The following is a 24,460-nucleotide window of genomic DNA, read 5'->3' on the forward strand; positions in this document are numbered from 1 at the left end:
AGCCTGCGGGGATCGAGATTCACCCTCGGCTTCACTCGCGGATGCCGTGCCGTGCGGCCGCTCATCGCGCGAGGGCGTCGCGGTAGGCGTCCAGGGTGCGCTGCGCCATGAAGCGCCAGGAGTAGACGGCGGCCCGCCGGTGTCCGCGCTCGCGCAGATCTCTAGCCAGCGTCGGGTCGGAGATCACGGCGGACAGAGCATCGCGGATCGCCGACACCCGCGAGGGGTCGAAGTACACCGCGGCGTCGCCGTACACCTCCGGCAGGCAGGTCGCGTCGCTGCTGACCACCGCGCACCCGTGCCGCATGGCCTCCAGCCCCGGTAGTCCGAAGCCCTCGTAGAACGAGGGGAAGGCGTAGACCGCGGCGTTCTCGTACAGCCACCGCAACTGCCCGTCGGATACGAAGCCGGCGAAGTGCACCGCCGACCGCTTCCGGTCATCGAGATCGCGGATCAAGCGGGATCCGTCGCCGTCGACCTTGCCGGCGACGACCAATCCGATCGAATCGTCGGAGCCGCGCAGATCCGCGACAGCGCGGATCAGCCCCGACAGGTTCTTGTAGGGCACCTGGGTGCCGACGTAGAGCACGAAACGTTCGAACGGCACGGCGATCGACTCCGCGGCATCCGGGATCGCGTCGGCGGCCGGATACGTCAGCGTCACCCTCGTCGCCGGGACGCGGGTGTAGGCGAGCAGGTCGCGCCCGGAGTGGGCGCTGACGACCAGATCGACCCGCGAGCGGTGGGCGACGACGGCGAAGGCGGCGGCACCGACGGCGCGTTTGAGCAGGGAGACGATCGGATGCTTCTTGTGATTGCGGATCTTCAGCAACGTCATGTCGTGGAAGGTCGTGACGCGGGGGCTGCCCAGGTACAGCGGCTGCTGCGGCATCGCGAAGTGCACGAGATCGGGCCGGAGGGCGCGCAGTTCCCGGGCGAACGCCGTCTGCTCCCGGACCGAGAAGTAGGGGGTGTCGGTGGCGACCTTCGCGAACCACGGGTTGCGCGGCTCCCACTCGTCGAACTGCGACCGCGGGAGCACGATCGTGTACCGGTGCTCGGTGTCGATGCTCTCGAGGTTCTCGATGAGCTTGCGCGTGTAGCGGCCGGTGGAGGTGAACATCGAACGTGCGTCGATCACGATGTGCGGGCGCGGTGCATCCACGTCTGTCTCTTCTCGGTCGGGTTTCCGCCGATTATGGTCACCGGCCGTCTGTGCCGGATGCGAGCCGGGACTGCGGGTGCCGACGCGCGCGCGGGTGACATAGCGGGTGAAGTCGACGGGATGGGGTGTCGCGAGCGGGGCGCGGACGGTGCGCGCGACGTCTGCCCCGGGAGCACGTGCAGGGTGCGAACGCCCCACGGTGCCCGCTCAGACGGCGGCGGTCGAGTTGATAGCTTCCCCGGGCGCCCGCTGACTCACGCGGGCTCGCCGGAGCCCGCACGAGGAGAAGTCATGCGAGTCGTCAGCCTGGTGGCGCACGTCCCCTACTCGGGCATCCCCCACGCCGGCGGCCAGTATGCGCTCGCCCATCTCCGCGTCCTCCGCGGTCGGGGACACGAGGTGACGGTGATCGCCCCCGACTGGAGGGGCAACGGCGACAACGCCCGCCTGCTGCGTGAGGAACTCGGCGTCGACGTCATCGTCTGCTCGCCCCGCGCCTCCGGACGAGTGGCCGACTGGTGGGACACCCAGCAGATCCGGCTGTTCCCCGTTCGTCCCCCGCGTCGGTTCCGGCGGGCGGTGCTCGATTCGCCCCCGGCGGGGAGCGCGTTGTCTCGCGCCGAGCTGATCGACGCCCAATGGTCGGAGATGGGATGGCTCGCCCTCCACGCGCGCACGATCCGCCCCGGGGTGCGGCGTGTGGTGACGGCGCACGACGTCATCGCGCAGACCTACGACCGCGTCCTGGCCAGGACGGTCCGGGGAACGCCCGCTCGCCTGTTGGGGCGGTGGCGGCGATGGAGTGTCGCACGCGACGAGGGTCGGCTGTATCGGGAGATGGATGCCGTCGTGGTCTTCAGTGAGAAGGACGCGCGATACGTGAGCGCTCTGAGTCGGGATGCCGCTCGCACCGTCGTCCTGCGGCCACCGTTCGACGGCGGCGTCCGCGCGTCCGACCCGGCGCCGCCGGACGGGCCGCCGACGGTGCTCTTCGTGGGGGCGTTCTTCCGCGACGTGAACGCGCAGGCGGCGGAATGGTTGATCGACGAGATCCTCCCGCTCGTGCGCGCGGCTCGGCCCGACGTGCGGTTCCTGCTCGGGGGAGCCGGCCCCACCGCCCGGATGGAAGAGGCCGCGGCCCGTGATCCGCTTCTCGAGGTCACGGGCGAGGTGCCTTCGCTGGACCCGTCGTATGCGGAGGCGACCGTGGTCGTGGTTCCCCTGCGCATGGGCGCGGGCCTGAAGTTCAAGACGGTGGAGGCGATGATGCGCGGCATCCCGGTGGTATCGACGTCGGTGGGGGCCGAGGGACTGGTCGAGGAAGGCGAGACCGGGGGGTTGACGGTTCAGGATGACGCCCCGGGGATGGCCGCCGCCCTGTTGCGCGTGCTCGAGGATCCACCCGCGGCGTGGCGGGAGGCGGCGGCGGGGCGTGAGTGGGCGCGGTCGGTGTTCTCGTCCGAGACGTTCCCCGCGCGCTTGGAAGACGCGCTGCTCGGCGACGGGGTTCTGCGGTGAGCGCCCCCGTGGGAGTCGCCGTGGTCGTTCCGACCTGGAACGGCCGCGACGACCTGCCCGCCTGTCTGGACTCGCTCCGCCGGCAGACGCGACCGGTCGAGATCGTCGTGGTCGAGAACGGATCCATCGACGGGTCGGTGGAGATGCTGCGCGCCTCCTACCCCGACGTCACCGTGCTGGTGCAGCCCGTGAACCTCGGCTTCGCGGGCGGGGTGAACGTCGGGCTCCGCTACGCCCTGCACCGGGGTCACCGGTTCGTCGCCCTGCTGAACAACGATGCGGTCGCGGAGCCGACCTGGATCGACCACCTCGTGGCCGAGATGTCGAGCGACGAGCGCGTGGGGATGGTGGCCAGCAAGTTCGTGACGATCGACGGCACCCGCCTCGACAGCACGGGCGAGTGCTACTCCACCTGGGGGCTCCCCTTCCCCCGGGGGCGCGGCGAGGAACGACTGGACGCGTACGACTCCGCGACCGAGCTCTTCGGCGCGAGCGGTGGATCGACCCTGTACCGCGCCAAGATGCTCCGCGACATCGGCCTCTTCGACGAGGACTTCTTCGCCTACTTCGAAGACGTCGACCTGAGCTGGCGGGCGCAGCTGCGCGGCTGGCGTGTGCGCCTGGCGCCGGAGGCCGTCGCGTACCACCGCATCGGTGCGACCAGTGGGCGGATCCCCGGGTTCACGACCTATCAGACCCTGAAGAACCTGTCCTGGGTGGTGGTCAAGAACGTCCCCCGGCGCCTTCTGCCCACGATCGTGCCGCGGTTGGCGCTCGCCTACACGTTGACCTTCTGGCGTGCCGTGCTCACCGGCAGCGGCGCCGTCGCCGTGAAGGGGGTCGTCGTGGCGGCCGCGAGGATGCCGAAGAAGCTGGGGGAGCGTCGCGTGATCCAGAGGCGGCGTCGCATCGACGAGGAGTCCCTGCGATCGCTGCTCACGTGGGACCTGCCGCCCGGCTCGACGAACCTCCGGCGTCTGCGCGCGCTGGTCAGGCGCGCCTGAGTCGGGAGCCGGAGCGTGCCTGCGAGAGGGCTCGTCGCGTCAGCGGTTCACCCGCGGCCTCACCCGGAAGGGCCTCGAACGGCCCGTTCACGACGCGGCTCTGCGTGGCGATCACGAAGAGCGGCACGATCATCGAGGCGAACAGCGTGTCGGGCGCTTCGGTGCGCCATGCCGATTCGGTGATGGATGCCGCGGCCAGGACGCAGAGGAAGGCCATGGCCGCGACGCTCTCCCGGGTCGGCAGAGTGCCGGCGATCCTCGCCGCGTTGAGGAGGACCACGACGATGAGCGCCACCAGGACGAGTCCACCCGTGACGGTATAGGTGACGAACACGTTGTGGCCGTGGCCGGCGGCGGTGGAGAGCGCCGAGCGCAGCATCTCGTAGTTGTCGGTGTACCAGGTGTGCCCGAGGCCGAAGAGCCACTGCGTCGTCCCGTTCAATTGCGCGAGGTTGAACTGCCAGATCGCGCCGCGCGCGGTGTACGCCTGGGGGTCGGTGGTCGCGAGGGGGACCACGACGACGGCGGCGATCAGCCCGACCAGCAGCACCACAAGGACGCGGCGCAGCGACACGCGCAGGAGCAGGCTGAGGAGCATCACGACGAGCCACACCGCGGCGCCGAACAGGGCCGTCCGCGAGGACGACCACACGATCCCGGTGAGGATGACGCCGGCGGTCGCCCACCGGAGGTACCAGCGGGAGAAGAGGTGGGTGAGCGGTAGGGCGAGGACGAGGAACAGTCCGTTCGAGTTGGGGTGGCTGAAGAAGCCCGCGAGCAGCGGGAGTCCCGTGAGCGATTTGTCGGATGCGGCGTCGAAGCTCTGCGGCATGTACATGAGCGCGGGGGCGCCCTGCGTCAGCGCCATCGAGACTCCCGCGAGGACCGCGGCCAGCAGGGCGTAGACCTTCAGATCGCCCACGCGAGTGCCGATGGCCCAGAACATCAGTGCGACACCGATGGGCAGCACGATCTGCGGGGTGACCCGCGCCCCGCGCATGTACTCGTCGAGGATGATCCAGAGCCAGGGCGTGATCAGCACGAGGAGCGGGGCGATGTCGTTGCGCACGAAGACGACGCGGAAGATCAGGACGAGGACGGCGATCGCCGCCGGCAGGTAGAAGGCGAGGTTCCAGGCATCCACCACCGCCTGTGCGACAGGGGTCTTCACGCCCTCGACGGCGACCCTGCGACTCGTCGTCAGCGTCTGGGCGACAGGTGCGGAAACGCACGCGAGCCACAGCAGCATCAGCAGACCGTAGGTCGCGGCGCGGGCTCCCGCGCTTCGCGCGTCAGTCGCCGAACGCGGGAGGACGGAGCCGCGCACCCGCGCGCGGGGGAGGGCCACGGCTGAGGAAGTCATCCGCACAGGCTAGGGGTGCACCGTGGTGGCGGCCGGCTCGCCTCCGGCGGAGTTCGCGGGTGAAGAATCGGGCCCGTACGGGCGGGCGGACGCCGCGAACGGGTCATGTCGGCGTGGGCCGATCCTAAGGTTCGGAAGACGCTTCGTACCGGGGCGCGACCGGAGGAGGACGGCCCACGTGCAGCCCGAACGATCGGCCGGCTCGCGCGCCCGAGGTGCGACCGTTCTCCTGTCCACCCAGTGGGTGCGCTACGTCCTCCAGATCGCGAACATCGTCGTCCTCGCCCGCCTGATCGGGCCCACCGATTTCGGGGTCGTGAGTCTCGGTCTGGCCATCGTGGGGATCGCCTCGGTGCTGGGGGATTTCGGCCTGAGCCTCGCGGCGCTGCGCGAGAAGGCCCTCACCCAGCAGCAGAAGAGCAACCTGCTCTGGATCAACACCGCGATCGGCGCCGTCCTCGCCGTCCTGGTGGCCGCTGCCGCCGTTCCGATCGGTCGTGCCTTCGCCGACGATCGCCTCATCACCGTCGTCCTGATCGCGGCCCCCGCCTACCTCTTGCGTGCCGCCGCGGTGCAGTTCCAGGTGGAGCTGAACCGCGAGGAGCGGTTCCGACGACTGGCAGCGTCCGAACTCGGCGGCGACGCCGTCGGCGTGTTGACGGCCGTCATCCTGGCCCTGGTCGGAACCGGGTACGCCGCCCTCGCGTTCCAGGGGACGATCTCCGCCCTGGTCTCCCTGGTGTGGGCCTGCGTGGCGGCCGGGTGGCGACCGAGTCCGCCTCGCAGGGCTGAGATGCGACGACTGCTCACTTTCGGGGTGTCGACGCTCGGCGCGCACGCGGCGCACTACGTCACCACGAACGTCGACACCATCGCGATGGGTGCGTGGTACTCCTCGGCCGTGGTGGGCCTGTACTCCCGCGCGTATCAACTCGTGATGCTGCCGCTGCAGCAGGTCGCCGCACCCCTCACCCGCGTCGTCCTCCCGCGTCTCGCGGACGTCGCCGACGACCTCGACGCGCTCAACGACGCCCTCGTGCGGGCGCAGCGACTGGTGAGCCACGCCCTCCTCGCCGTGACCGGACTGCTCGTGGTGTGCGGCGCGCCGCTGATCCAGGTCGTGCTGGGGGCGGAATGGGTCCCCGCGATGGAGTACCTGCCCGTCCTGGCGGCGGGCACCGTCTTCCAGACGATCGCCTACGCGTACTACTGGGGTTTCGCGGCGCTCGGACGCTCGGGGGTGCTCTTCCTGTCCGAGATCGTGGGCCGCGTGCCGATGGTCGCCCTGATCGTGCTCTGGGCGCCGCTGGCACCGGTCGGAGTCGCCTGGGGGGTCGTCGCCGGACAGGTGCTGATCTGGGCATCGGGAACGTTCGTCTTCGCCCCGCGCGCGGGCCTGCGCGTGCCGGAGCTGCTCCGCACGGCGATCGTCCCGTTGGTCGTCAGCGGCGTGGCGACGGCGGGCGCGTGGGGCCTCGACGTCGCCGCCCTCATCGATCTCCCGCCGATCGTCCGACTGGTCGTCGTCTGTCTGGCGTGGCTCATCCTCGCCGGGGGAATGCTCGCCGTGTGCGGCCGGCGCGATGTCCGTCTGATCGTCTCGGTCGCTCGCTCCCTGACGTCTCGGCGGGGCGTAACCGCCGAGGCGCCGGACTGACCCGTCGGCTCAGCCGCCGATCACGACGTTCAGCGGCTCATCACCGGCGAGCAGGCGGTCGATCTGACGACGCAGCAGGCGGGCGATGCGCGGGTGCATGGCATCCGTCGCTCCTCCGACGTGCGGGGCGATGAGGACGCCGTCGAGGCTCCACAGCGGGTGACCCGCCGGCAGGGGCTCGGGGTCGGTGACATCCAGCGCCACCCGGATGCGGCCGCGCCGCACGTGGTCGACGAGGGCGTCGGTGTCGATGAGGGGGCCGCGGCCCACGTTGACGACCAGCGCGCCGTCGGGGAGGGCCGAGAGGGCGGCGTCGTCGATCAGGTGGCGCGTCGCGTCGCCCCCGGGAAGAGAGGCGATGACGATGTCGGTCTCGGCGAGTACCTCGCCGAGCTCACCGAGCGGGAAGACCTCGACGTCGTCCTGCAGCCGACCGTGCGAGGCGACCGCGCGCAACTCCACCTCGAACGGCTTCAGGCGCGCGGCGATCGCGCGGCCGACGCCGCCGAAGCCCAGGAGCGTCACGCGCTGGTCGGCGAGTCCGGTGGCCGAGCCCCCGATCCACTCGCCGCGGTCCTGTGCGCGCACGAAGTCGGGCAACCGCCGCTGCGCCGCGAGGGCGAGGGCCACGGCCAGTTCGGCGGTCGCCGTCTCGTGCACGCTCGAGGCGTTGGCGTAGACGAGGCCGGCGGGCAGGCGCCCCTCGACGTTGTCGTACCCGATCGACTGGCTCTGGACGAGCCCGACCTCGACGCTCGACAGGGCATCGATGACGCCGTCCATCGACATGTACGGCGGGACGACCATGTCGAAGCGCTCGCGCGGGGCGGCATCCTTCATGTCCCAGACGACCACCTCCACGCCCTCGGGGAGCGGGCGCAGGTCGTCGCGCAGTCGGGCGGTGGGCACGGACACGGTGAGGGGCTTGTCGGTGGTCACGCGTTCGACGCTACCGCCGCCGGGGTGGGGGCGGATGCGGGTTGCGCGCGCCGGCCGATCTGCACGCCGACCGGGACCTCATAGGCGAGATACTCCTCGAGCAGGGCTGCGGAGTCGCGCTGGAACAGGCGCCGCGACAGGGCCGCCGCGAGTTTGGTCGCCCCTCCGACGAGGCCGGGGATCTGGTGGCTCAGCATGCCCTGGCTCAGCCGGGCCCCGTGGTTGAACATGTGGATCCGCGAGAGCGCCGAGTGATCGGGGGCACTCCGGCTGACGAGGCCGAAGTCGTCGTCGAGATAGGGGAACGCGGCGAGGCCGGGATTCTGCGCGGCGGCCTCGGGTGAGAGGCGGTCGCTCCAGAGCGCGGCATCCGCGGCGACCGTCGCGAGCTCGGGGCGTCGGGCGAGATCGGCGGCGATGCCCGTGGCGGCGAAGACGACGTCGTAACGGTGGATGCCATGCGGTGTCGTGACGGCGATGTCGCCGCCGGTCCACTCCGCGTGCTGCCACGGCGACGAGGTGAGGAAGCGGAAGTCGTCGAAGGCGTGCGCGCGCCACAGGGCGTTCTGCGTCGCGGGTTGGTCGACGGCGGAGAGGTGCACGTTGAACGCCCACTTCTGCGCGTCGGTGAAGGAGCCGTAGTTCTCGATGAGACCGGCGAACTCCATCCAGCGGTACGGGCTCACCTGCGGCATGGCGGGCCGCCGCATGTGCACGTCGACGCTCGCGGCTCCCCTCTCGAGAGCGGTAGCCGCGTTGTCGAACGCGCCCGTCCCCGCGCCCAGGATGCCGATGCGCAGGCCCGCGAGCGACGCGAAGTCGATGTCGTCGTGCGTGTGGTGCACGCGCTCGGCCGGGAGGTTCTGGAGCAGCGCGGGCACGTGCCTGCCGCCGGCGCCCTCGATGCCCGTCGCCAGGACGACGTGGTGGGCGGGGAGCAGCCACTGCCCGTCGGGACCGTCGAGGTGCAGCTCGAGGGGTCCGTCCACGGTGGTGGGCGACATGCTCTTCACGCGGGTGGAGGGCACGACGGTGATGTCGGAGACCTCGCGGTACCACTGCAAGAATCCCTGCCACGCCGTCGTCGGGAAGTACTCGACCGCGTCCCAGGCGTCCGTGCCGTGGACCGCCTCGAACCAGGCGCGCGGGCTCACCGCGGGGGTGCCCCAGGTGGGCCACGCGATGTCCTTCGGCGTGCGCAGCGTGTGCATGCGGGCGTAGGTGGTCCACGGACCGGCGGAGCCCGCGGGGGCGGAGTCGATCACGACGACGTCGTCGATCCCGCGTCGGCGCAGACCCCGGGCCAGCACGAGACCGGCCTGGCCCGCGCCCACGATCACGACCGGTCGCACGCCGTCGCGCGCGCCGACCCACGACCGTCCGTCGCCGGCGCTCAGGGCGGCCTGTTGCGCCGCGTCGCGTTCGAGCGCGGCGAGGCGGGAGTCCGCGTCGGGGAGCACGGTGAGCACGTTCAGTCCGCGTCGATCACGACGCGGACGCCGTACGCGTCGTCGAGTCGGTGGTTGTGGTGGTCGGCGACGTTGGTGTCGTCGAGCTCGAGGTTGACGAAGTCCATGCTCGGGTCGGCGAAGAAGGGACCGGCGTGCCAGGTGCCCTTGCGCATCGTGATGGCGGTGCGCGGCGGGATGCGGAAGGCCCGCAGGTCGTCGAGGCCGGGTTCCTCGATGCCGGGGGCCGCGACGGCGATCGTCCACTCGACGTCGCCGACGGCCATCAGGGTCTGCGTGGTCTCGAGGTGGCGGGTGACGCGCACGAACTCGGCCGGCTTGTCGTCGAGACGCATGAGGTAGAAGCGCGGGATGCCGTTCGAGACGTCGAGCACGGCCTCCTCGGCGGTGAAGGGGGTGCCGTCCTCCATCGGCGTCAGTACGACGCCGTAGGGCTCGAAGCCGTCCGGCGTGATGGTCTCGGCGGTCAGGGTGTGGGGGGTGAGGGTGTCGGTCACGGCGGCTCGCTTTCGTCGGGTGAGGCGAGCGTACGCTTGTCCAACAAGCTTGCGCGCTACTTGTCCGACAAGTTCATCGCGCGGTTACCTCGGCGAAACGCGTCAGGAGTGCACGCGGCGGATCAGCGCGTTGCGCAGGCCCGGAGGCGCCGGCAACTGCACTTCGCGGGACCAGTACCCGATCGCGTCGTCGGCGCCGTACCCGCAGTAGGTCATCTCGATCACGGGCGTGCCGGGCGCGGCATCCAGGATCCGGGCGCGCTCGGCGTCGAGCGAGATCGCGTCGATCCACATCGTCTCCCACGCCACCCGGATGCCGTTCGCCGTCTCGGCGAGGTCGAACACCGGTCGGCGGGCGTCGAGGTCTGCCGTTCGGGTGACGGGCACGAGGTCCTCGGCGAGGGCGTACGGGACGCCGTCGACCCGCCACATCTTGCGCGTGCGCAGCACCTCGGTGCCGTCGGGCAGGTCGTCGTAGCGGTCATCGCCGGGGAGGAGCGTCACGCGCTCGGCGACGACGACGTCGAGGGTCGGCTCGTATCCCGCGGATCGGATCGACAGGGAGTGGTCGAACTGCTCGTCGATGCGGCGACCCACGCCGGGCAGGCGTCGGTTGGGCGAGGTGCGCGCGCCCTGCGTGCGGTGCACGTAGCCCCGCTCCTCGAGGCGGATCAGCGCCTCGCGCACCGAGTTGCGGCTCGCGCCCGTCAGCTCGGCCAGTCGCGGCTCGGAGGGGAGGGTCTCGGCATCCGCCCTCCAGAGATGCAGGATGCGGTCGATGAGCGCGTCCTGATCGGGGGCGCGCTTGTCGGTCACGCCCTCACGCTACCGCGGTGGTGGACGCGCGGTGCGGCGGGTATCCGTGTGCGCCAGATCACGTGACCTCGACGAGGTCACCCGCCGTTCCGTGCCACGTCGACGAGGTCACGTGATCGCGCCGACCGGTGCGCGGTTCGTCGCCGCGCGCGAAGCCCCACGTATCGGCGCGGCCGCGGCGCCCCGCCGCGGTCACGAGCGCCAGCTCGAACCGCCCGCGTGTCAGGCCGCGGCGCCCACCACGGCGGCGATCGCCGAGGTGAAGAAGCCGAGACCGTCGACGCCCGAGCGCATGGCGGCGCTGGTGCCGGGGCCGAAGCCGGGCTCGACCGCGTGCTCGGGGTGCGGCATCAAGCCCACGACGTTGCCGCGCTCGTTGGTGAGGCCGGCGATGTCGTCGAGCGAGCCGTTGGGGTTCACGCCGAGATAGCGGAAGGCGACCAGGCCCTCGCCGTTCACGCGGGCGAGGGTCTCGGCATCCGCGATGTATCCGCCGTCGGCGTTCTTCAGCGGGATGACGATCTCGTCGCCCTCGGCGAAGTCGCTCGTCCACGCCGTCGAGGCGTTCTCGACGCGCAGGCGCTGATCGCGGCGGATGAACTGCTGGTGGGCGTTGCGGATGAGGCCGCCCGGCAGGAGGTGCGCCTCGACGAGCATCTGGAAGCCGTTGCAGATGCCGAGCACGGGCAGGCCCTTGGCGGCGGCGTCCTTGACCTCGGCCATGATCGGCGCGAAGGCGGCGATCGCGCCGGCGCGCAGGTAGTCGCCGTAGCTGAAGCCGCCCGGGAGCACGAGGGCGTCGACGCCCTTCAGGTCGTGCTCGCCGTGCCAGAGGGCCACCGGCTCGCCGCCCGCGAGGCGGATCGCCCGCTGGGCGTCACGATCGTCGAGCGAGCCCGGGAAGGTGATGACGCCGATGCGGGCGGTCACTCCACGACCTCGATGTTGACCACGTCTTCGATGACGGCGTTCGAGAGCATCTCGTCGGCGAGCTCGCGCACGCGGGCCAGCGTGGCCTCGTCGACCTCGCCCTCGACGGTGAGCTCGAAGCGCTTGCCGATGCGCACGTCGGAGAAGCGGTTCTCGCCGAGCCGCGACAGGGCGCCGGCGACGGCCTTCCCCTGCGGGTCGAGAAGCTCGGCCTTGGGCATGACGTCGACGACGATGGTGGGCACTGCAGCTCCAGGAGTCGGGTGGCGTTGTGGATGCCAGTCTACAAGGGCCGTCGCGCGATTCTGCAGGGAGGCGAGCGGCGTCGACCCGGGTGGGAGCGCTCCCACGCCGACGTGGCATCATATGGATGTCGGTGAGAGGATGACCCTCGCGCCCACGGAAGGATCCCGAACCATGTCCCACACCCGAGCGTTTCCCGACGGCTTCCTCTTCGGTGCCGCCACCGCGGCCTATCAGATCGAGGGAGCCGCCTTCGAAGACGGGCGCACGGCATCCATCTGGGATGCGTTCTGCCGCGTCCCCGACGCCGTCATCAACGCCGACAACGGCGACGTCGCGTGCGACCACTATCACCGGTACGCCGATGACGTGCGGCTGATGAAGGAGCTCGGCCTCCAGACCTACCGCTTCTCGACCTCGTGGTCGCGGGTGCGCCCCGACGGCGGCGCGCTGAATCCGAAGGGCGTCGACTTCTACAAGCGTCTCGTCGACGAGCTCCTGAACGCCGGCATCCTGCCCTGGCTCACGCTGTACCACTGGGACCTCCCGCAGGCGCTGCAGGAGAAGGGCGGGTGGACCGTCCGCGAGACGAGCGAGCGCTTCACCGAGTACGCGCTCGACATGCACGACGCCCTCGGCGACCGCGTCGACGTGTGGACGACCCTCAACGAGCCGTGGTGCTCGTCTTTCCTCAGCTACACCGCCGGTGCCCACGCTCCGGGGCATTACTCGCAGGTCGAGGGGATGCTCGCCGCGCACCATCTGCTGCTGGGGCACGGCCAGACCGTTCGCGAGCTGCGTGCCCGCGACGCATCGCTCAACCTCGGCCTGACACTGAACCTGACGGTGGCGGATGCCGCGAACCCGGCGAGCCCCGCCGACCTCGACGCCGCGCGACGCATCGACGGGCAGTTCAACCGCTGGTTCCTCGACCCGGTGTTCCGCGGCGCCTACCCGGCCGACATCATCAAGGACTTCCGCGACACCGACGCCGAGGCCGTGGCCCGCTGGCAGGACGCCGTGCAGCCCGGCGACCTCGACGTCATCTCGACCCCGATCGACTCGCTCGGGGTGAACTACTACCACGGCGAGTTCGTCGGGGGGACACCGCCGGAGGTCGACCCGCCCGCCGGAGATGCGCCCACCACGCGGCCGATCGGCAAGCCGTTCCCCGCGCACGAGAACCTGTTCTGGCACGACCGCGGCCTGGCGCGCACCAACATGGGCTGGGAGGTGCAGCCCGAGGGGCTCACACGCCTGCTCGAGCGTGTCAGCGAGGAGTATTCCGCCCCCGCGGGCACGGCGCTGTACGTGACCGAGAACGGTGCGTCGTACGACGACGCGGTCGTGGTCGAAGACGGTGAGACCCGCGTGCACGACACCGAACGCGTCGAGTTCGTCGAGGTGCATCTGGCGGCCGTGCTGGATGCCGTCGAGAAGGGCGTCGACGTGCGCGGCTACTTCTACTGGTCGCTGCTGGACAACTTCGAATGGGCCTGGGGATACGCCAAGCGCTTCGGCATCGTGTCGGTCGATTACCAGACCCAGGAGCGCACCATCAAGGACTCCGGCCGGCAGTACGCTCACATCATCGCCGAGCGCGCACTGGCCACCGAACCCGCGGTGTGACCCTCGCGCGAGGGCTTCGAGGAGGCATCGCGATGGAACTCGCACCCGTTCGAGGCGCCGCCACCATCGAAGAAGTGGCGGCGCGCGCCGGTGTCTCGCGCTCGACGGTCTCTCGCGTGGTCAATGGTTCCACCGCGGTCTCGCCGGCCGCCCTCGAGGCCGTGCGCCGCGCGATCGACGACCTGCAGTACGTCCCCAATCGCGCGGCGCGTTCGCTGGCCAGCCGACAGACGCGTGCCATCGCGCTCGTCATCCCCGAGCAGACCGATCGCTTCTTCGGCGACCCGTTCTTCGCCTCGATCGTCGCCGGCATCGGGGAGGTGATCGGTGACAGCGACTACATCATGAACATGCTCATCGCCAGCGACGACGCCAGCGCCAAGGCGCTCGCGTATCTGCGCGGTGGCAGCGTCGACGGGGCGATCGTCGCCTCGCACCACACCAGCGACACGTTTCTCGAGCGGATCGCCGACGTGGTGCCCGTCGTGTACGGCGGACGCCCGGCGCGCGTGCGCGCCGAGGATTACTACGTCGACGTCGACAACGTCGAGGGTGGTCGGTCGGCCACCGCCTACCTGCTCTCGCGCGGGCACCGCCGCATCGCCACCGTCTCGGGGTCGCCCGACATGCCCGCCGGCATCGACCGGCTGAAAGGCTTCCGCGTCGAGATGGCGGCGGCCGGTCTCGAACCCCTCGGGGTCGAGAACGGCGACTTCACCGAGGTGGGCGGCGCCCTGGCGATGAACCGCATCCTGTCCACGGGGGTCGAACTCGACGCGCTGTTCGTGGCCAGCGACCTCATGGCGCGCGGGGCGTACACCGCCCTCCGCGAGAAGGGCATCGAACCGGGGCGCGACATCGCGGTGATCGGTTTCGACGATTCGTCGGTGTCGACGGCGCTCACGCCCGCCCTGACCACCGTGCGCCAGCCCTCGCTCTTGCAGGGGAGGCACATGGCATCCGTGCTCCTCGACATCCTCGCGGGACGCCCCGCGGCGCACGCGACGATGCTGCCCACCGAGGTCGTGGAGCGCGCGTCGGCCTGAGGCTGCGTTCGGCGGCCGGCGCCCGCTATCGTGAGCGACGACGGGCGCGACGAGGCGCCGGAGAGAGTGGGGGCTCGCATGCGAGGGAAGTTCGTCCTGACGGCGGCAGTGGTGCTCTGTGCGGTGACGGCGCTCGCGGGATGCAGCCCGGACACACCCGCCCCGGCGCCGTCGCCGACCGCGACCAGTGCGAGTGCGAGCCCCGCGTCGAGCCCGTCGGCCAGCGCGACACCGAGCGCCACGCCGACGTCGAGCGCAGCGGCATCCGGCTCGATCCCGACCTCGTGCGACGACCTGGGTTCGGCCGCGACGCGGCAGCAGACCGTCGGGGACCTCACCTCCCAGTACGCCGCGGACTTCGAGCGGCCGGCGCCTGCGAACGCCACGACCGACCTGTCGTGCAACTGGATCCAGGAGGAGGTCGCCGCGGTGCTGATCATCATCAGCAGCGCGAGCGCGGCCGACGTCGAGTCGGGGCTGGCCTCGCTGCCGGGCCAGGGCTACCAGTGCCAGGCGTCGGACGACCTCGGTGCGCAGTACTGCGTGTCGCCGGGTGCGTCGACCGACACCGAGGACGTCGTCGTCGCCCGCGACGGCACGTGGATCTACCTCGAGACGGTCAACGTGAACGCCCGCGCGTGGTTGTCGGAGATCTCGTCGCAGGTCTTCGGCTGACGTTTCTCAGCGGTCTCGGTCGACCGGCTGCTGGTAGACGTCGGGCACGTCGTCACCGTCGGCATCCACTTCTTCGGCGAGCGCGAGCTGCTTGTAGCGCCGGTTGCGCACCAGCAGCACGGCCGACGCGAGCAGTGAGGCGAGCAACGACGCGACCATGATCGCGATCTTCGCGTCGTCGGTGTGCGGCGAGCCCTCGGGGAAGCTGAGCTCCGCGATCAGCAGCGAGACGGTGAAGCCGATTCCGGCCAGCAGCCCGACCCCGGCGAGGTCGATCCACTTGAGAGCGGGGTCGAGGCGCACCTTCGTCACGAGGGTGAGCAGGCGCACTCCGAGCAGGATGCCGATCGGCTTGCCCAGCACGAGTCCCGCGACGACCCCGATCGTGACGGGGTCCGAGACGGCGCGCATCAGTCCGTCGCCGCCGCCGACCGAGACGCCCGCGGCGAAGAACGCGAAGAGCGGCACGGCGATGCCGGAGGACAGGGGCCGGAAGCGGTGCTCGAACTGTTCGGCGAGATCCATGCCCCGCACCTGCGGGTGCCGGCGAGACGCGGCCACGGGCACGGTGAAGGCGAGCGCGACACCGGCGATCGTGGCGTGGACGCCCGAGGCGTGCAGGAACGCCCAGGCGGCGAAGCCCACCGGCAACAGCACGACCCACGCACCCCACGGAGTGCGCGCGAACCAGGCGCGCCCCCGGTGTGCGATGACGGCGTAGACCGCGACGAGAAGGGCGAACACCGCCAACGGGAGGAGCGAGATTTCGCTGGTGTAGAAGATGGCGATGATCGCGATGGCGATGAGGTCATCGACGACGGCGAGGGTCAGCAGGAAGATCCGCAGCGGTCCGGGCAGGTGCGAGCCGACGAGGGCGAGCACCGCGACGGCGAAGGCGATGTCGGTCGCGGTGGGGATGGCCCATCCGGCCAACAGACTCGGCTGCGTGTGCACGATGGCGACGTAGATGAGAGCCGGCACGGCGACGCCGGCGACGGCGGCGGTGACGGGCACGATCGCGGTGTTGAGACGTCGCAGGCTCCCCACGACGATCTCGCGCTTCAGCTCGAGACCGACCATGAAGAAGAAGACGGCGAGCAGACCGTCGGCGGCCCACGCGCCCACGCTCAGTTCGAGGTGCCACGGTTCGTAGCCGAACCGGAAGTCGCGCAACGCGAAGTACGACTCCGATGCCGGGGAGTTCGCCCAGACGATGGCGGCGATGGCCGCAACGACCAGGAGCATGCCGCCGACGGATTCCCGTCGGAGGAGGGTGGTGACGCGGTGGACTTCGGCGTAGCCGGGCCAGCTCGGCGCGCGGACGGTGTCGTGGCTCATGAAGCCTCCTCAGGGGTCGATCGACAGAATGTCGACCAGACTTCCCGACTCACCATCACCCATTCTACCGGCGGGAGCCGGAGGCTTCAGCCTCCTCCGGTGACAGGTCCTCGAGCCGACGAGGGGCGTAACCTTCTCCGCCCCGAGAGGTCCCGGAGCCTGTCGAAGGGGACCGGGACCCGCCCGTCCGACCACCATTGCGGTCGGGCGGGCGAGATCGCTCAGGCCGACTTCTCGTCCTCTTCGGGGTTGAAGTGCGACGCGGTGTCGGAGTGTCCCGCGGCGACGCCGTCGGGGTCGTTCGGGATGGTGCCGTCTGTGCCGAGCCCGCCGGGCTTCGGCTCGCCCTCCGAGTCGTCGGCGGCGGCGGCTCCGGGTGTCCCCTCCGTGGGTGAGACCTCGACGTCGGCGCCCTCGTAGGCGTTCTCGTCCGCAGCCGCCTGCGAGGGATCGGAGATTTCGGATGCCATGAGCATGCCTCTCGTCGGGGCGGGGCGCCGTCGCCTCGCCGGGTGCTCGACGCTACCGAGCAGCGGGGTGGTGGCATCCACCCTTGCGGGGTGAGGAGGGGTGTGCTGGCCGGCGGTACGCGGCGCCCCCGTCGCGGGCGGGACTCCGTGCCTCACCGTTTTCGGTGCCGACCGAGGTGGAGAAGCCGTGTCCCGCGACGCCGGATAGACGAACGGTGACGATCAGGGGGACGGTGCGTAGATCCGGCCCGTTCCGCCCGATGGATATGCTGCTCACGCGCTGCGAGCCGTCAGCGTGGACGATCCCAGGAGACCTCCATGTCCGAGCCTCTCGAACTGCATCTCATCCTCCCCGCAGAACCCGCTCGCGATGCCGTCGCGTCGGTGTTGACGGAGCAGGGTTTCACCGTCAACCCCACGGCGACCGGCTCGCTCGACGTCTCCCGGGGGAGCTTGGGTACCACTCTCATCGCGGGGGCGTTCGCCGGGCAGGACATGCACGTGCGTTTCGACGTTCACGTCCGAGACGCCCCGGAGGGCGCGGTGGCCACGTTCGTGCACTCGGCGGCGGGCGGGTTCTTCAAGGGGGGCGCGGTCGGTGCCGTCAAAGCGGGCGATGTGGTGCGCGAGGCGGCACACGTCGCGGGCGTCCGACTCGCGCAACAGGGGCTGATCGTGGGGTCCGTCCCGGCAGCCCCGGCGCCCGGTGCGGACGCCGGAACAGGGCCCTCCCCGAGCGTTCCGCCGTCGCCGGGGGTGCCGATGTATGCCGGGGCGACCGCCCTTCCTTCGCCCGTCGACTACGCCAATCGCACCAATGTGGTGGCGATCTTCGCGATCGTGCTCGGCTTCCTCGTCCCGATCGGCGGGATCATCGCCGGTGCGGTGGGGCTCGCGCAGGTCAAACGAACCGGTGAGAAGGGCCGCGGTCTGGCGATCGCGGGCATCGTCGTGGGCTCGGTGATGACCGTTCTCGGCACCATCGCCGTCATCGCGTTCGTCGCCTTCGCCGTCATCGCGGGTACGGCGGGCAATGCCGCGGCCACGGGGGAGGGGGGTCTCATCGACCCGGGTGAGGACGTTCCCGCCGACGTATTGTCGTTGCAGGTCGGCCAGTGCCTCGATGAGGTCGCGACGGGCTTCATCACCACCGACAACGTCGTCGACTGTGCCGTTCCGCACACGTACGAGGTGTTCGGCGAAGCCGTCGTCCCCGACGGGTCTTTCCCGGGTGACGACCAGATGGATTCGACCGCGCAGCGGTCCTGCGACGAAGCGTTCGCGTCGTTCGTCGGTGTCTCGTACGAAGAGTCGACCCTGGACTACACCTACGTCGTCCCCACGAGCGACACGTGGGAGTCGGGTGACCGGCAGATCGCCTGCCTCATCACCGATCCCGCGGGCGAGACCACGGGGTCGCTGAAGAACGCCGCGCGCTGAGTCGCGCCGGGTGGGCACGCCTCACGTGACGGGATCATCCCGCCCGTTTCATCCACGCCTCGACATGAAGGATCTCCGCGGGAAACCGATTCACGACAGCCGCGAGCTCCGGCGTGATGTGGTGCACGAGCATGTGGGCGCGGAAGCGGCCGTCGGCATCCCAGCCGGTTCCGGACTGGAAGGGTTCCACCACCTCTGAGGCGGCGGTCTGAGCATGGTCGACGTGGTCTCGGCTCCATGCGCTGGGCACCACGTGAAGATGCGTGCCGAGCAGGGGCTCGAGCGCCGCCCGCACCGTCTCGACATCGACGGCCGACGCGAGCCCGTACCACCCCTTCTCACTCCGCGCGGCGAGCAAAGCCACCAGGGCGCCGTCGCGGATGCCGTCGCACGCTTCATGCACCTCGCTGCGGAGGATCTCCGAACGGTCGTCGGCGCCGTCCACGTCGGGGAAACTGCTCCGGCTGATCTGCGGGAAGAGCGCCACACCCCTGCCTCCGTCCGTCGCGTCCGCGTCGACGATGGCCCGGCCCGTCCAGACGCCCCGGACCGAGACCATGCCGTCCGGCTGAACACCGGTGAGGCCCTCGACGGGCATCGCGAAGAAATCCGTCTCGTTGAACAGCTCGCCGTAGACGCCCTCGCCTCGCATCAGAAGCAGGCGGGAGGACTCCCCCTCGCGAAGGACCCCGGCGGCGGACACCTGGTCGCCGACCCGTACCGCTTCGACCTCAGCGTTATGCATCGACGCCCCCCTAGCGAAGCGGCCCGCCCGGCGGCGACCGCCGGAGGGAGACCAGCAACAGCGTGGCACACCCGCCTCGCGGAGCACCAGGAGATGGAGCACTCCGGGTGCGGAGCGATGGGTCGCGCGCTCCCGCGGCGCCCGGTGATCGACCGCGGTACCAGGGGGTCGGAGTTCTCTCGAAAGGGTTCGTGGCGGGGCTTTTCTCGCGTGCGCGCGACGGCCGGCCCGGTCGCGCGGACACGGAACACCGAGCGCGCACGCCCCCAACGGGCGTGCGCGCTCGTGGTCGCGGGTGTCAGGCCGACAGGGCCGGCTGCTTCACGACGAGGCGGTCGCCGTCCCAGCCCACGGGCATGGGATCGGTGATGCCGCCGACGAAACCACGGTCGGGGCCGACGTTGCGGAACGCCAGAAGCTGCCAGGTGCCCGCCCGGTCCTGGATCAGACGGCCGACGTAGAGGTCGTCGTCGGTGATCGGCGTTGCGGCCGCGATGTCGAACGGGCCGAGCACGCTGTCGGCGGGCACCGCCCACACCGCCCCCCGCGGGTGGCGCCCGCGCACGGCATCCATCGCCTGACCGGTCATGCACGAGAACAGCAGCACCGCGCGGCCGTCGACCTCTTCGACCTGGGTCACCTCGAGCTGCCCGAAGCCGTCGTCGCTCGGTTCGCTGACCGGGGCCTGCAACTGCCACGTCTCGAGGTCGGGGGAGGTCGCGTGGGCGACCACACCGCGGCCGTTGACCGCGCCGTGCGTCGCGCGAGCCGTGACGAACATGTGCCAGCCGTGACCCGCCGGATCGGCGAAGACCCACGGGTCGCGGAACGCCTCGTCGTGCCAATCGCTCGTCTCGAGGCGCTCGTAGATCGAGCCGTCCGCCTCGAGGACCGGGTTCGCCGCGTTCTTGTGCCAGGTGAAGAGGTCGGTGCTCGTGGCGTAGCCGATCCGCTGCACGTTCCGGCCGTCGTCGTCGAGGCGCGACCCCGTATAGAAGAGGAACCAGGTGCCGTCGGCACGGCGGACGGTCGAGCCGGTCCACGTGGCGAGGGCGTCGAAGTCGTCGGCGCCACCGCGGACGAGGGCGTCGGCGACACGCTCCCACGACACGAGATCGGTCGAGACGGCGTGGCCCACGGAGGCGCGGTAGTGACGGTCCTCCGGGTCGTGCAGCGCCCGGGAGGCGTAGAGGAAGAAGAGGTGGTAGGCGTCGCCGTCGTCGGCGAACCAGAAATCCCACACATAGGAATCGGCGAGGTCGAACACGTCAGGCACTTTCTGTCGGCGCAGCGGCACGCTGCAGGTCTTCACGGGTCGGGGGGTCCATGCCCTCGCGACCGACGGTGATCGCGGCGGCGGTGGCCGCGCGACGGAGGAGGGGCGTGAGGGTGGTCTCATCGAGGGCGCGCACCGCGGCGCGCAGGGCGGCGACGTCGCCGGAAACGTTCAGGATGCCGTCGAGCAGCGTGCCCATGAACGTGTCTCCCGCGCCGACGGTGTCGATCACGCGGGTCGGCACGGCGGGGATCTCGACGGTGGACTGCGCGGTGACGCCGAGGGATCCGGCATCCCCATCGGTGATGACGGCCAGACCGGCGCCGAGCGCCACCCACGCGCGGGCGACGTCGACGGCGGCCACACCGGGATACAGCCACTCGGCGTCTTCCGCGCTGGCTTTGACGACGTCGCTCAGGGCGACCAGGGCCTCGACGCGAGCGCGGGCGTCGGCCACGCCACCGGTGAGGGCGGGACGGATGTTCGGGTCGTAGCTGATGAGCGCCGACGTCCGGGCGCGCTCCGCGGCGGCGCGCACCTCGTCGGCACCCGGCGCGAGGGTCGTCGCGACCGACCCGGTGTGGAAGATCCGCGCGGCGGGCACCTCGACGGGCGAGGGGAGCGTCCAATCGATGTCGAAGTCGTAGGTGGCGTTTCCGCGCTCGTCGATCATCGCGCGTGCCGTGGCGGTGCGCTCCGGCGTGCCCGCGGTGCGGAGTTCGACCCCGGACGCCGAGAGCCACGCGTTCAAAGCCCGCCCGCGCTCGTCGTCGGCGACGCGGGCCACGAGGGCGGCGTCGCGACCCAGCCGCCCGAGGGCGACGGTGACGTTGGCCGGGCTTCCGCCGGGGCGCTCGGCCGCCCCGGCGGAAGTGGTGACGATGTCGATGAGTGCTTCGCCGAGCACCACGACATCGAACTCGCGCGTCATCCCTTGACCCCGGATGCCGCGATGCTGCTGACGAAGGCGCGCTGGAACACCAGGAACACGATCAGCACGGGCAGCGTGATGAGCGAGGTGTAGGCCATGACCTCACCCCACGCGGTATTGAGCTGGAAGAAGTACTGCATACCGACCATGACGGGTCTCAACTCCTCTTTCTGCACGACCATGAGGGGCCAAAGGTACTGGTTCCACGCGGGCAGGAAGGTGAGGATCGCCACCGTCGCGAACGCCGGACCGGACAGGGGCACGATGATGCGGCGGTAGATGGTGAACCAGCTCGCCCCGTCGATGCGGGCCGCCTCGTCGAGCGAGGTGGGGATGGTCGAGAAGTACTGCGCGAACAGGAAGATCGAGAACGCGTTCGCGATGAACGGCACGATCTGCACCTCGTACGTGTTCAGCCAGCCGAAGTCGTACTTCAGCACGCCGCCCTCCATGACGAGCGTGGGCAGCTGGTTCACCCAGTAGACCATCGGCACCGCGATCGTCTCGAACGGCACGATGAGGGTCGCGATGATGAGCGCGAGCACGACGACCCGGCCCTTCCAGCGCAGGCGCGACAGGGCGAAGCCCGCGAGGGAGTTCACGATCAGGCCGAGTCCGACGGTGAGGACCGTGACGAAGATCGAGTTGAACAGGAACTGCGCCACCGGCACACGGTCGAAGACGCCGAAGTAGTTGTCGAGGCTGATCTCGCCGGTGGGCAGGAACGCCGCGGGGGAGTTGATGTCGCGGAGGATCTGCGCGTCGGGCTTCAGGCTCGACACGAACATGAACACCAGCGGGAAGAGGAAGAACACCGCGAGGATCGACATCGACACGTAGGTGAGGATGCGGCCGTTGCGGCCTTCCGACGAGCGGGTGCGGGTGCGGGCGGGAGAGCTCTGACGAGCGGGGCGTGACGCTCGTGCGGCGCCGTCGGGGCGCTCGAGGGTGCTGGTCATGTCAGTTCTTCTCTCGGGTCAACCAGCGCTGGATGAGCGCGATGATGAGCACGGCGACGAAGAAGAGCAACGAGATGGAGGCGGCGTAGCCGATCTCCTGCTGCTCGTAGCCCTTGCGCACGGCGTGGAACACGACGGTCGACGTCGAGTTGAGGGGACCACCCTGGGTCATCACGTCGACCTGCACGAACAGGCCGAGGGCGGCGATGGTGATCGTCACGAGGACGAACACCATGGTGGGGCGCAGGCCCGGCCAGGTGACGTTGGTGAACTGGCGCCAGCGGCTCGCCCCGTCCATGCGGGCTGCCTCGTACAGCTCCTCGGGGATGGTCTGCAGCCCCGCGAGCCAGATGATCATGTGGAACCCGACGGCCTGCCAGATCGACAGCACGATGATGGCGCCGAGCGCGGTGCTCGGATCGTTCAACCAGTCGGCACCCTGCAGTGCGCCGAAGGTGAGCGTGTCGATCATCGAGTTGATGAGACCGTCGCTCTGGTACATGAAGCGCCACAGGATCGACACCACGACGATCGAGGTGACGACCGGGATGAAGAAGACGACCCGGAAGAAGGTCGTGCCGCGGAGGCGCTGGTTCACCAGTACCGCGAGCAGCAGCCCGAGGCCGGCCTGGACGGGCACCACGACCAGCGCGAACAGGAAGGTGTTCAGCGCCGACTGCAGGAACACCGGGTCGGCGGTGAAGGCCCGGAAGAAATTGTCGAGACCGACGAAGCGCGGCGGGTTGGGCGAGATCAGGCGGGCGTTGGTGAACGACAGCGTGAACGCCAGCAGCACGGGCACGATCAGGAAGAGCACGAGCAGGAGGGCGGCGGGAGCCATCATCGCCAGGCCCGCCCACGTCTCGCTTCCACGCGAGGATCGGATGCGGCGGAGGGATCGGCGCGGCTGCTTCGCCGCGGCGACCGGAGGAGACACGGTCATCAGGTTCTTCTTTCGCGGGGCGCGGTGGGGGCCCGAGGAGGACCCCCACCGCTGGTCGCGGCGTCAGTTCGCGCCGTAGCCGTCGTTGGAGGAGATGTTGGTGTCGATCTCGGTGACCGCGGCATCCAGAGCCGACTGCACGTCGGCGCCGTTCATGATGTCCTTGGCCGCCGTCTCGAACGTGCTCGAGATCACCGCGTAGGCGGGGGTCTCGGGACGCAGCACGGCGTACTCCTTGGAGAACTCCGCGAACGGACGCAGGGCGCCGTCGGTGGAGTTGAAGTACTTCGACGCCTCGGTGGCCGCCTCGGTGGCGGGGATCACGAGCTGCTCGTCGGCGAACTGGGTGATGTACTTGTCGTCGAAGCTGAACTCCAGGTACTCGCGCGCGCCCTCGGGGTCGCTGCACGAGGCCGAGATGCCCCACTGCCACGAGCCGCCACCGATCTTGGGGCCGTTGCCGAGGTCCGGCGGCGGGAGGATCAGCAGGTCGTCGCCCACGGCATCCACCGCGGCGAGACCGTTCCACACACCGGTGTAGCTGAGCGCGACGTCACCGTCGACGAACTCCTGGTTGCCCACCGTGCCGCCGCTGTTGGCGTAGCCGTTGGTGAACAGCGACTGGAACCACTGCCCCCACTTCACGGCATCCGGTCCGTTGAGGGCACCGTCGGCCGACAGCATCGTGTCGCGGTCGATGAGGTCGCCGCCGAAGCTCTGCAGGAACGGGGAGTAGGCGTAGGGCCACCACTCGCCCTTGTCCTCCGCGCCGAGGTCGATCGGGGTCTCGTAGCCGGCGGCCTTGAGCGTCGCCAGAGCGGCGTCGAACTCGGTGGTCGTCCAGGGCTGGTCCATGTTGGGGATGCGGATGCCGTTGGCGTCGAGCACCGACTTGCGCGCGAAGATGCCGAGGGCGGCATCCCAGTACCCGGCCGAGTAGATCTCGTCGTTGTACTTCCCGACCGCGGTGGGGAGCAGCTTGTCGGTGATGTCGCTGGAGATGTTCAGCGGCTGCAGGTAGTTGGCCCAGGCCCAGTTGGGCATGATGGGCCCGTCCAGGTCGAGGAGGCAGGGCAGGTCGCCCGAGGCCGCCGCCGCGACGATCGCGTCGTTGTACGCGCCCTGCGGGAACGATTCGGTCTTGACCTCGTACTTCTCCTGCGAGGCGTTGAAGTCGCTGATGATCTGCTCGTAGACCGCGAGTTCGGCGGGGTTGCCCGCGGAGTGCGTCCACATGGTGAGCACGGTGCGACCGTCTTCGGTCGTCGCGCCCCCCTGACCTGCCTGGCCGCAACCGGTCAGCGCGAGCGCTGCGACGACACCTGTCGCGGCGAGCGGGATGAAGGACTTCTTCATCGTGTTCCTTTCGAGTGGCGGCGACATCGCTGTCGCCGGAGAGGGGGCCGC

At 70.2% G+C, this 24,460-nt stretch carries 23 protein-coding genes; 7 read left to right on the plus strand and 16 right to left on the minus strand.

Annotation, left to right across the window (positions count from 1 at the left end):
- Positions 1-61: 61 nt before the first annotated feature.
- Complete coding sequence (locus QRO03_RS15500; RefSeq protein WP_285138390.1) at positions 62-1,165, minus strand: glycosyltransferase family 4 protein; 1,104 nt, start codon at positions 1,163-1,165, stop codon at positions 62-64.
- A gap of 291 nt (positions 1,166-1,456) precedes the next feature.
- Here QRO03_RS15500 and QRO03_RS15505 point away from each other — a divergent pair, with 291 nt between their 5' ends.
- Together QRO03_RS15505 and QRO03_RS15510 are read left to right on the plus strand one after the other, a co-directional pair.
- Entirely contained in the window at positions 1,457-2,683 is a 1,227-nt protein-coding gene (locus QRO03_RS15505) for a glycosyltransferase family 4 protein (protein WP_285138391.1), read from the plus strand.
- On the plus strand, positions 2,680-3,687 hold the full coding sequence (locus QRO03_RS15510; RefSeq protein WP_285138392.1) for a glycosyltransferase family 2 protein: 1,008 nt from the start codon (positions 2,680-2,682) through the stop codon (positions 3,685-3,687). The genes QRO03_RS15505 and QRO03_RS15510 overlap by 4 nt, the downstream gene beginning before the upstream one ends.
- Here the strand turns inward: QRO03_RS15510 and QRO03_RS15515 are convergent.
- Positions 3,674-5,050 (minus strand): O-antigen ligase family protein, encoded by a 1,377-nt coding sequence (locus QRO03_RS15515; RefSeq protein ID WP_285138393.1) that lies wholly within the window; start codon positions 5,048-5,050, stop codon positions 3,674-3,676. The two genes, QRO03_RS15510 and QRO03_RS15515, sit on opposite strands and share 14 nt — an antisense overlap.
- Before the next feature lie 178 nt (positions 5,051-5,228).
- On the opposite strand from QRO03_RS15515, the gene QRO03_RS15520 reads away from it, so the two are divergent.
- Positions 5,229-6,707 carry a lipopolysaccharide biosynthesis protein gene (locus tag QRO03_RS15520; RefSeq protein ID WP_285138394.1) on the plus strand — a complete coding sequence of 493 codons (1,479 nt, stop codon included), beginning with the start codon at positions 5,229-5,231 and terminating at the stop codon, positions 6,705-6,707.
- A gap of 9 nt (positions 6,708-6,716) precedes the next feature.
- On the opposite strand, the gene QRO03_RS15525 is transcribed toward QRO03_RS15520, so the two are convergent.
- From QRO03_RS15525 to purS, 6 genes are all read right to left on the minus strand, one after another.
- Positions 6,717-7,646 (minus strand): NAD(P)-dependent oxidoreductase, encoded by a 930-nt coding sequence (locus QRO03_RS15525; protein WP_285138395.1) that lies wholly within the window; start codon positions 7,644-7,646, stop codon positions 6,717-6,719.
- Positions 7,643-9,115, minus strand: coding sequence for an FAD-dependent oxidoreductase (locus QRO03_RS15530; protein ID WP_285138396.1), 1,473 nt, complete (start codon positions 9,113-9,115; stop codon positions 7,643-7,645). The genes QRO03_RS15525 and QRO03_RS15530 overlap by 4 nt, the downstream gene beginning before the upstream one ends.
- Before the next feature lie 2 nt (positions 9,116-9,117).
- On the minus strand, positions 9,118-9,612 hold the full coding sequence (locus QRO03_RS15535; protein ID WP_285138397.1) for an ureidoglycolate lyase: 495 nt from the start codon (positions 9,610-9,612) through the stop codon (positions 9,118-9,120).
- A 102-nt stretch (positions 9,613-9,714) separates the two neighbouring features.
- Complete coding sequence (locus QRO03_RS15540; protein ID WP_285138398.1) at positions 9,715-10,428, minus strand: GntR family transcriptional regulator; 714 nt, start codon at positions 10,426-10,428, stop codon at positions 9,715-9,717.
- A 222-nt stretch (positions 10,429-10,650) separates the two neighbouring features.
- Positions 10,651-11,358, minus strand: coding sequence for a phosphoribosylformylglycinamidine synthase subunit PurQ (purQ, locus tag QRO03_RS15545; protein WP_285138400.1), 708 nt, complete (start codon positions 11,356-11,358; stop codon positions 10,651-10,653).
- Entirely contained in the window at positions 11,355-11,603 is a 249-nt protein-coding gene (purS, locus tag QRO03_RS15550; RefSeq protein WP_285138401.1) for a phosphoribosylformylglycinamidine synthase subunit PurS, read from the minus strand. The genes purQ and purS overlap by 4 nt, the downstream gene beginning before the upstream one ends.
- 172 nt (positions 11,604-11,775) lie before the next feature.
- Between purS and QRO03_RS15555 the strand changes: the two genes are divergently transcribed.
- From QRO03_RS15555 to QRO03_RS15565, 3 genes are all read left to right on the plus strand, one after another.
- Entirely contained in the window at positions 11,776-13,230 is a 1,455-nt protein-coding gene (locus tag QRO03_RS15555; protein ID WP_285138402.1) for a glycoside hydrolase family 1 protein, read from the plus strand.
- Between the two features lie 32 nt (positions 13,231-13,262).
- A complete protein-coding gene (locus QRO03_RS15560) occupies positions 13,263-14,276 on the plus strand; it encodes a LacI family DNA-binding transcriptional regulator (protein WP_285138403.1) in 1,014 nt (337 codons plus the stop codon).
- Positions 14,277-14,354: 78 nt separating this feature from the next.
- Entirely contained in the window at positions 14,355-14,951 is a 597-nt protein-coding gene (locus tag QRO03_RS15565) for a hypothetical protein (protein ID WP_285138404.1), read from the plus strand.
- Between the two features lie 6 nt (positions 14,952-14,957).
- Here the strand turns inward: QRO03_RS15565 and nhaA are convergent, their stop codons facing one another.
- Positions 14,958-16,289: a Na+/H+ antiporter NhaA gene (nhaA, locus tag QRO03_RS15570; protein WP_285138405.1), complete on the minus strand. Its 1,332-nt coding sequence runs from the start codon at positions 16,287-16,289 to the stop codon at positions 14,958-14,960.
- 221 nt (positions 16,290-16,510) lie between these two features.
- Positions 16,511-16,759 (minus strand): hypothetical protein, encoded by a 249-nt coding sequence (locus QRO03_RS15575; protein ID WP_285138406.1) that lies wholly within the window; start codon positions 16,757-16,759, stop codon positions 16,511-16,513.
- Positions 16,760-17,077: 318 nt separating this feature from the next.
- Between QRO03_RS15575 and QRO03_RS15580 the strand changes: the two genes are divergently transcribed.
- Entirely contained in the window at positions 17,078-18,199 is a 1,122-nt protein-coding gene (locus tag QRO03_RS15580) for a DUF4190 domain-containing protein (RefSeq protein WP_285138407.1), read from the plus strand.
- Between the two features lie 34 nt (positions 18,200-18,233).
- Here the strand turns inward: QRO03_RS15580 and QRO03_RS15585 are convergent, their stop codons facing one another.
- From QRO03_RS15585 to QRO03_RS15610, 6 genes are all read right to left on the minus strand, one after another.
- Positions 18,234-18,944 carry a hypothetical protein gene (locus QRO03_RS15585; protein ID WP_285138408.1) on the minus strand — a complete coding sequence of 237 codons (711 nt, stop codon included), beginning with the start codon at positions 18,942-18,944 and terminating at the stop codon, positions 18,234-18,236.
- Positions 18,945-19,242: 298 nt separating this feature from the next.
- On the minus strand, positions 19,243-20,211 hold the full coding sequence (locus tag QRO03_RS15590; protein WP_285138409.1) for a glycoside hydrolase family 68 protein: 969 nt from the start codon (positions 20,209-20,211) through the stop codon (positions 19,243-19,245).
- A gap of 1 nt (position 20,212) precedes the next feature.
- Entirely contained in the window at positions 20,213-21,151 is a 939-nt protein-coding gene (locus QRO03_RS15595) for a carbohydrate kinase family protein (RefSeq protein WP_285138410.1), read from the minus strand.
- Positions 21,148-22,110, minus strand: coding sequence for a carbohydrate ABC transporter permease (locus tag QRO03_RS15600; RefSeq protein WP_285138411.1), 963 nt, complete (start codon positions 22,108-22,110; stop codon positions 21,148-21,150). Before QRO03_RS15600 ends, QRO03_RS15595 begins: the two co-directional genes overlap by 4 nt.
- A gap of 1 nt (position 22,111) precedes the next feature.
- Positions 22,112-23,053, minus strand: a complete 942-nt coding sequence (locus QRO03_RS15605) for a carbohydrate ABC transporter permease (RefSeq protein WP_285138412.1) — start codon at positions 23,051-23,053, stop codon at positions 22,112-22,114.
- A gap of 63 nt (positions 23,054-23,116) precedes the next feature.
- The gene (locus QRO03_RS15610; RefSeq protein WP_285138413.1) at positions 23,117-24,409 is read right to left on the minus strand and encodes a sugar ABC transporter substrate-binding protein; all 1,293 of its coding nucleotides are present in this window, start codon (positions 24,407-24,409) and stop codon (positions 23,117-23,119) included.
- Between the last annotated feature and the right edge of the window lie 51 nt (positions 24,410-24,460).

This window comes from Microbacterium sp. lyk4-40-TSB-66, assembly GCF_030209475.1.
Taxonomy (GTDB): domain Bacteria; phylum Actinomycetota; class Actinomycetes; order Actinomycetales; family Microbacteriaceae; genus Microbacterium.

Coding starts and splice junctions, on each gene's coding strand:
- QRO03_RS15515 (WP_285138393.1), bottom strand. CDS start 5,050: ATGACTTCCTCAGCCGTGGCCCTCCCCCGCGCGCGGGTGCGCGGCTCC.
- QRO03_RS15610 (WP_285138413.1), bottom strand. CDS start 24,409: ATGAAGAAGTCCTTCATCCCGCTCGCCGCGACAGGTGTCGTCGCAGCG.
- QRO03_RS15595 (WP_285138410.1), bottom strand. CDS start 21,151: ATGACGCGCGAGTTCGATGTCGTGGTGCTCGGCGAAGCACTCATCGAC.
- QRO03_RS15605 (WP_285138412.1), bottom strand. CDS start 23,053: ATGACCGTGTCTCCTCCGGTCGCCGCGGCGAAGCAGCCGCGCCGATCC.
- QRO03_RS15575 (WP_285138406.1), bottom strand. CDS start 16,759: ATGGCATCCGAAATCTCCGATCCCTCGCAGGCGGCTGCGGACGAGAAC.
- QRO03_RS15580 (WP_285138407.1), top strand. CDS start 17,078: ATGTCCGAGCCTCTCGAACTGCATCTCATCCTCCCCGCAGAACCCGCT.
- QRO03_RS15585 (WP_285138408.1), bottom strand. CDS start 18,944: ATGCATAACGCTGAGGTCGAAGCGGTACGGGTCGGCGACCAGGTGTCC.
- QRO03_RS15600 (WP_285138411.1), bottom strand. CDS start 22,110: ATGACCAGCACCCTCGAGCGCCCCGACGGCGCCGCACGAGCGTCACGC.
- QRO03_RS15565 (WP_285138404.1), top strand. CDS start 14,355: ATGCGAGGGAAGTTCGTCCTGACGGCGGCAGTGGTGCTCTGTGCGGTG.
- QRO03_RS15555 (WP_285138402.1), top strand. CDS start 11,776: ATGTCCCACACCCGAGCGTTTCCCGACGGCTTCCTCTTCGGTGCCGCC.
- QRO03_RS15505 (WP_285138391.1), top strand. CDS start 1,457: ATGCGAGTCGTCAGCCTGGTGGCGCACGTCCCCTACTCGGGCATCCCC.
- nhaA (WP_285138405.1), bottom strand. CDS start 16,289: ATGAGCCACGACACCGTCCGCGCGCCGAGCTGGCCCGGCTACGCCGAA.
- QRO03_RS15560 (WP_285138403.1), top strand. CDS start 13,263: ATGGAACTCGCACCCGTTCGAGGCGCCGCCACCATCGAAGAAGTGGCG.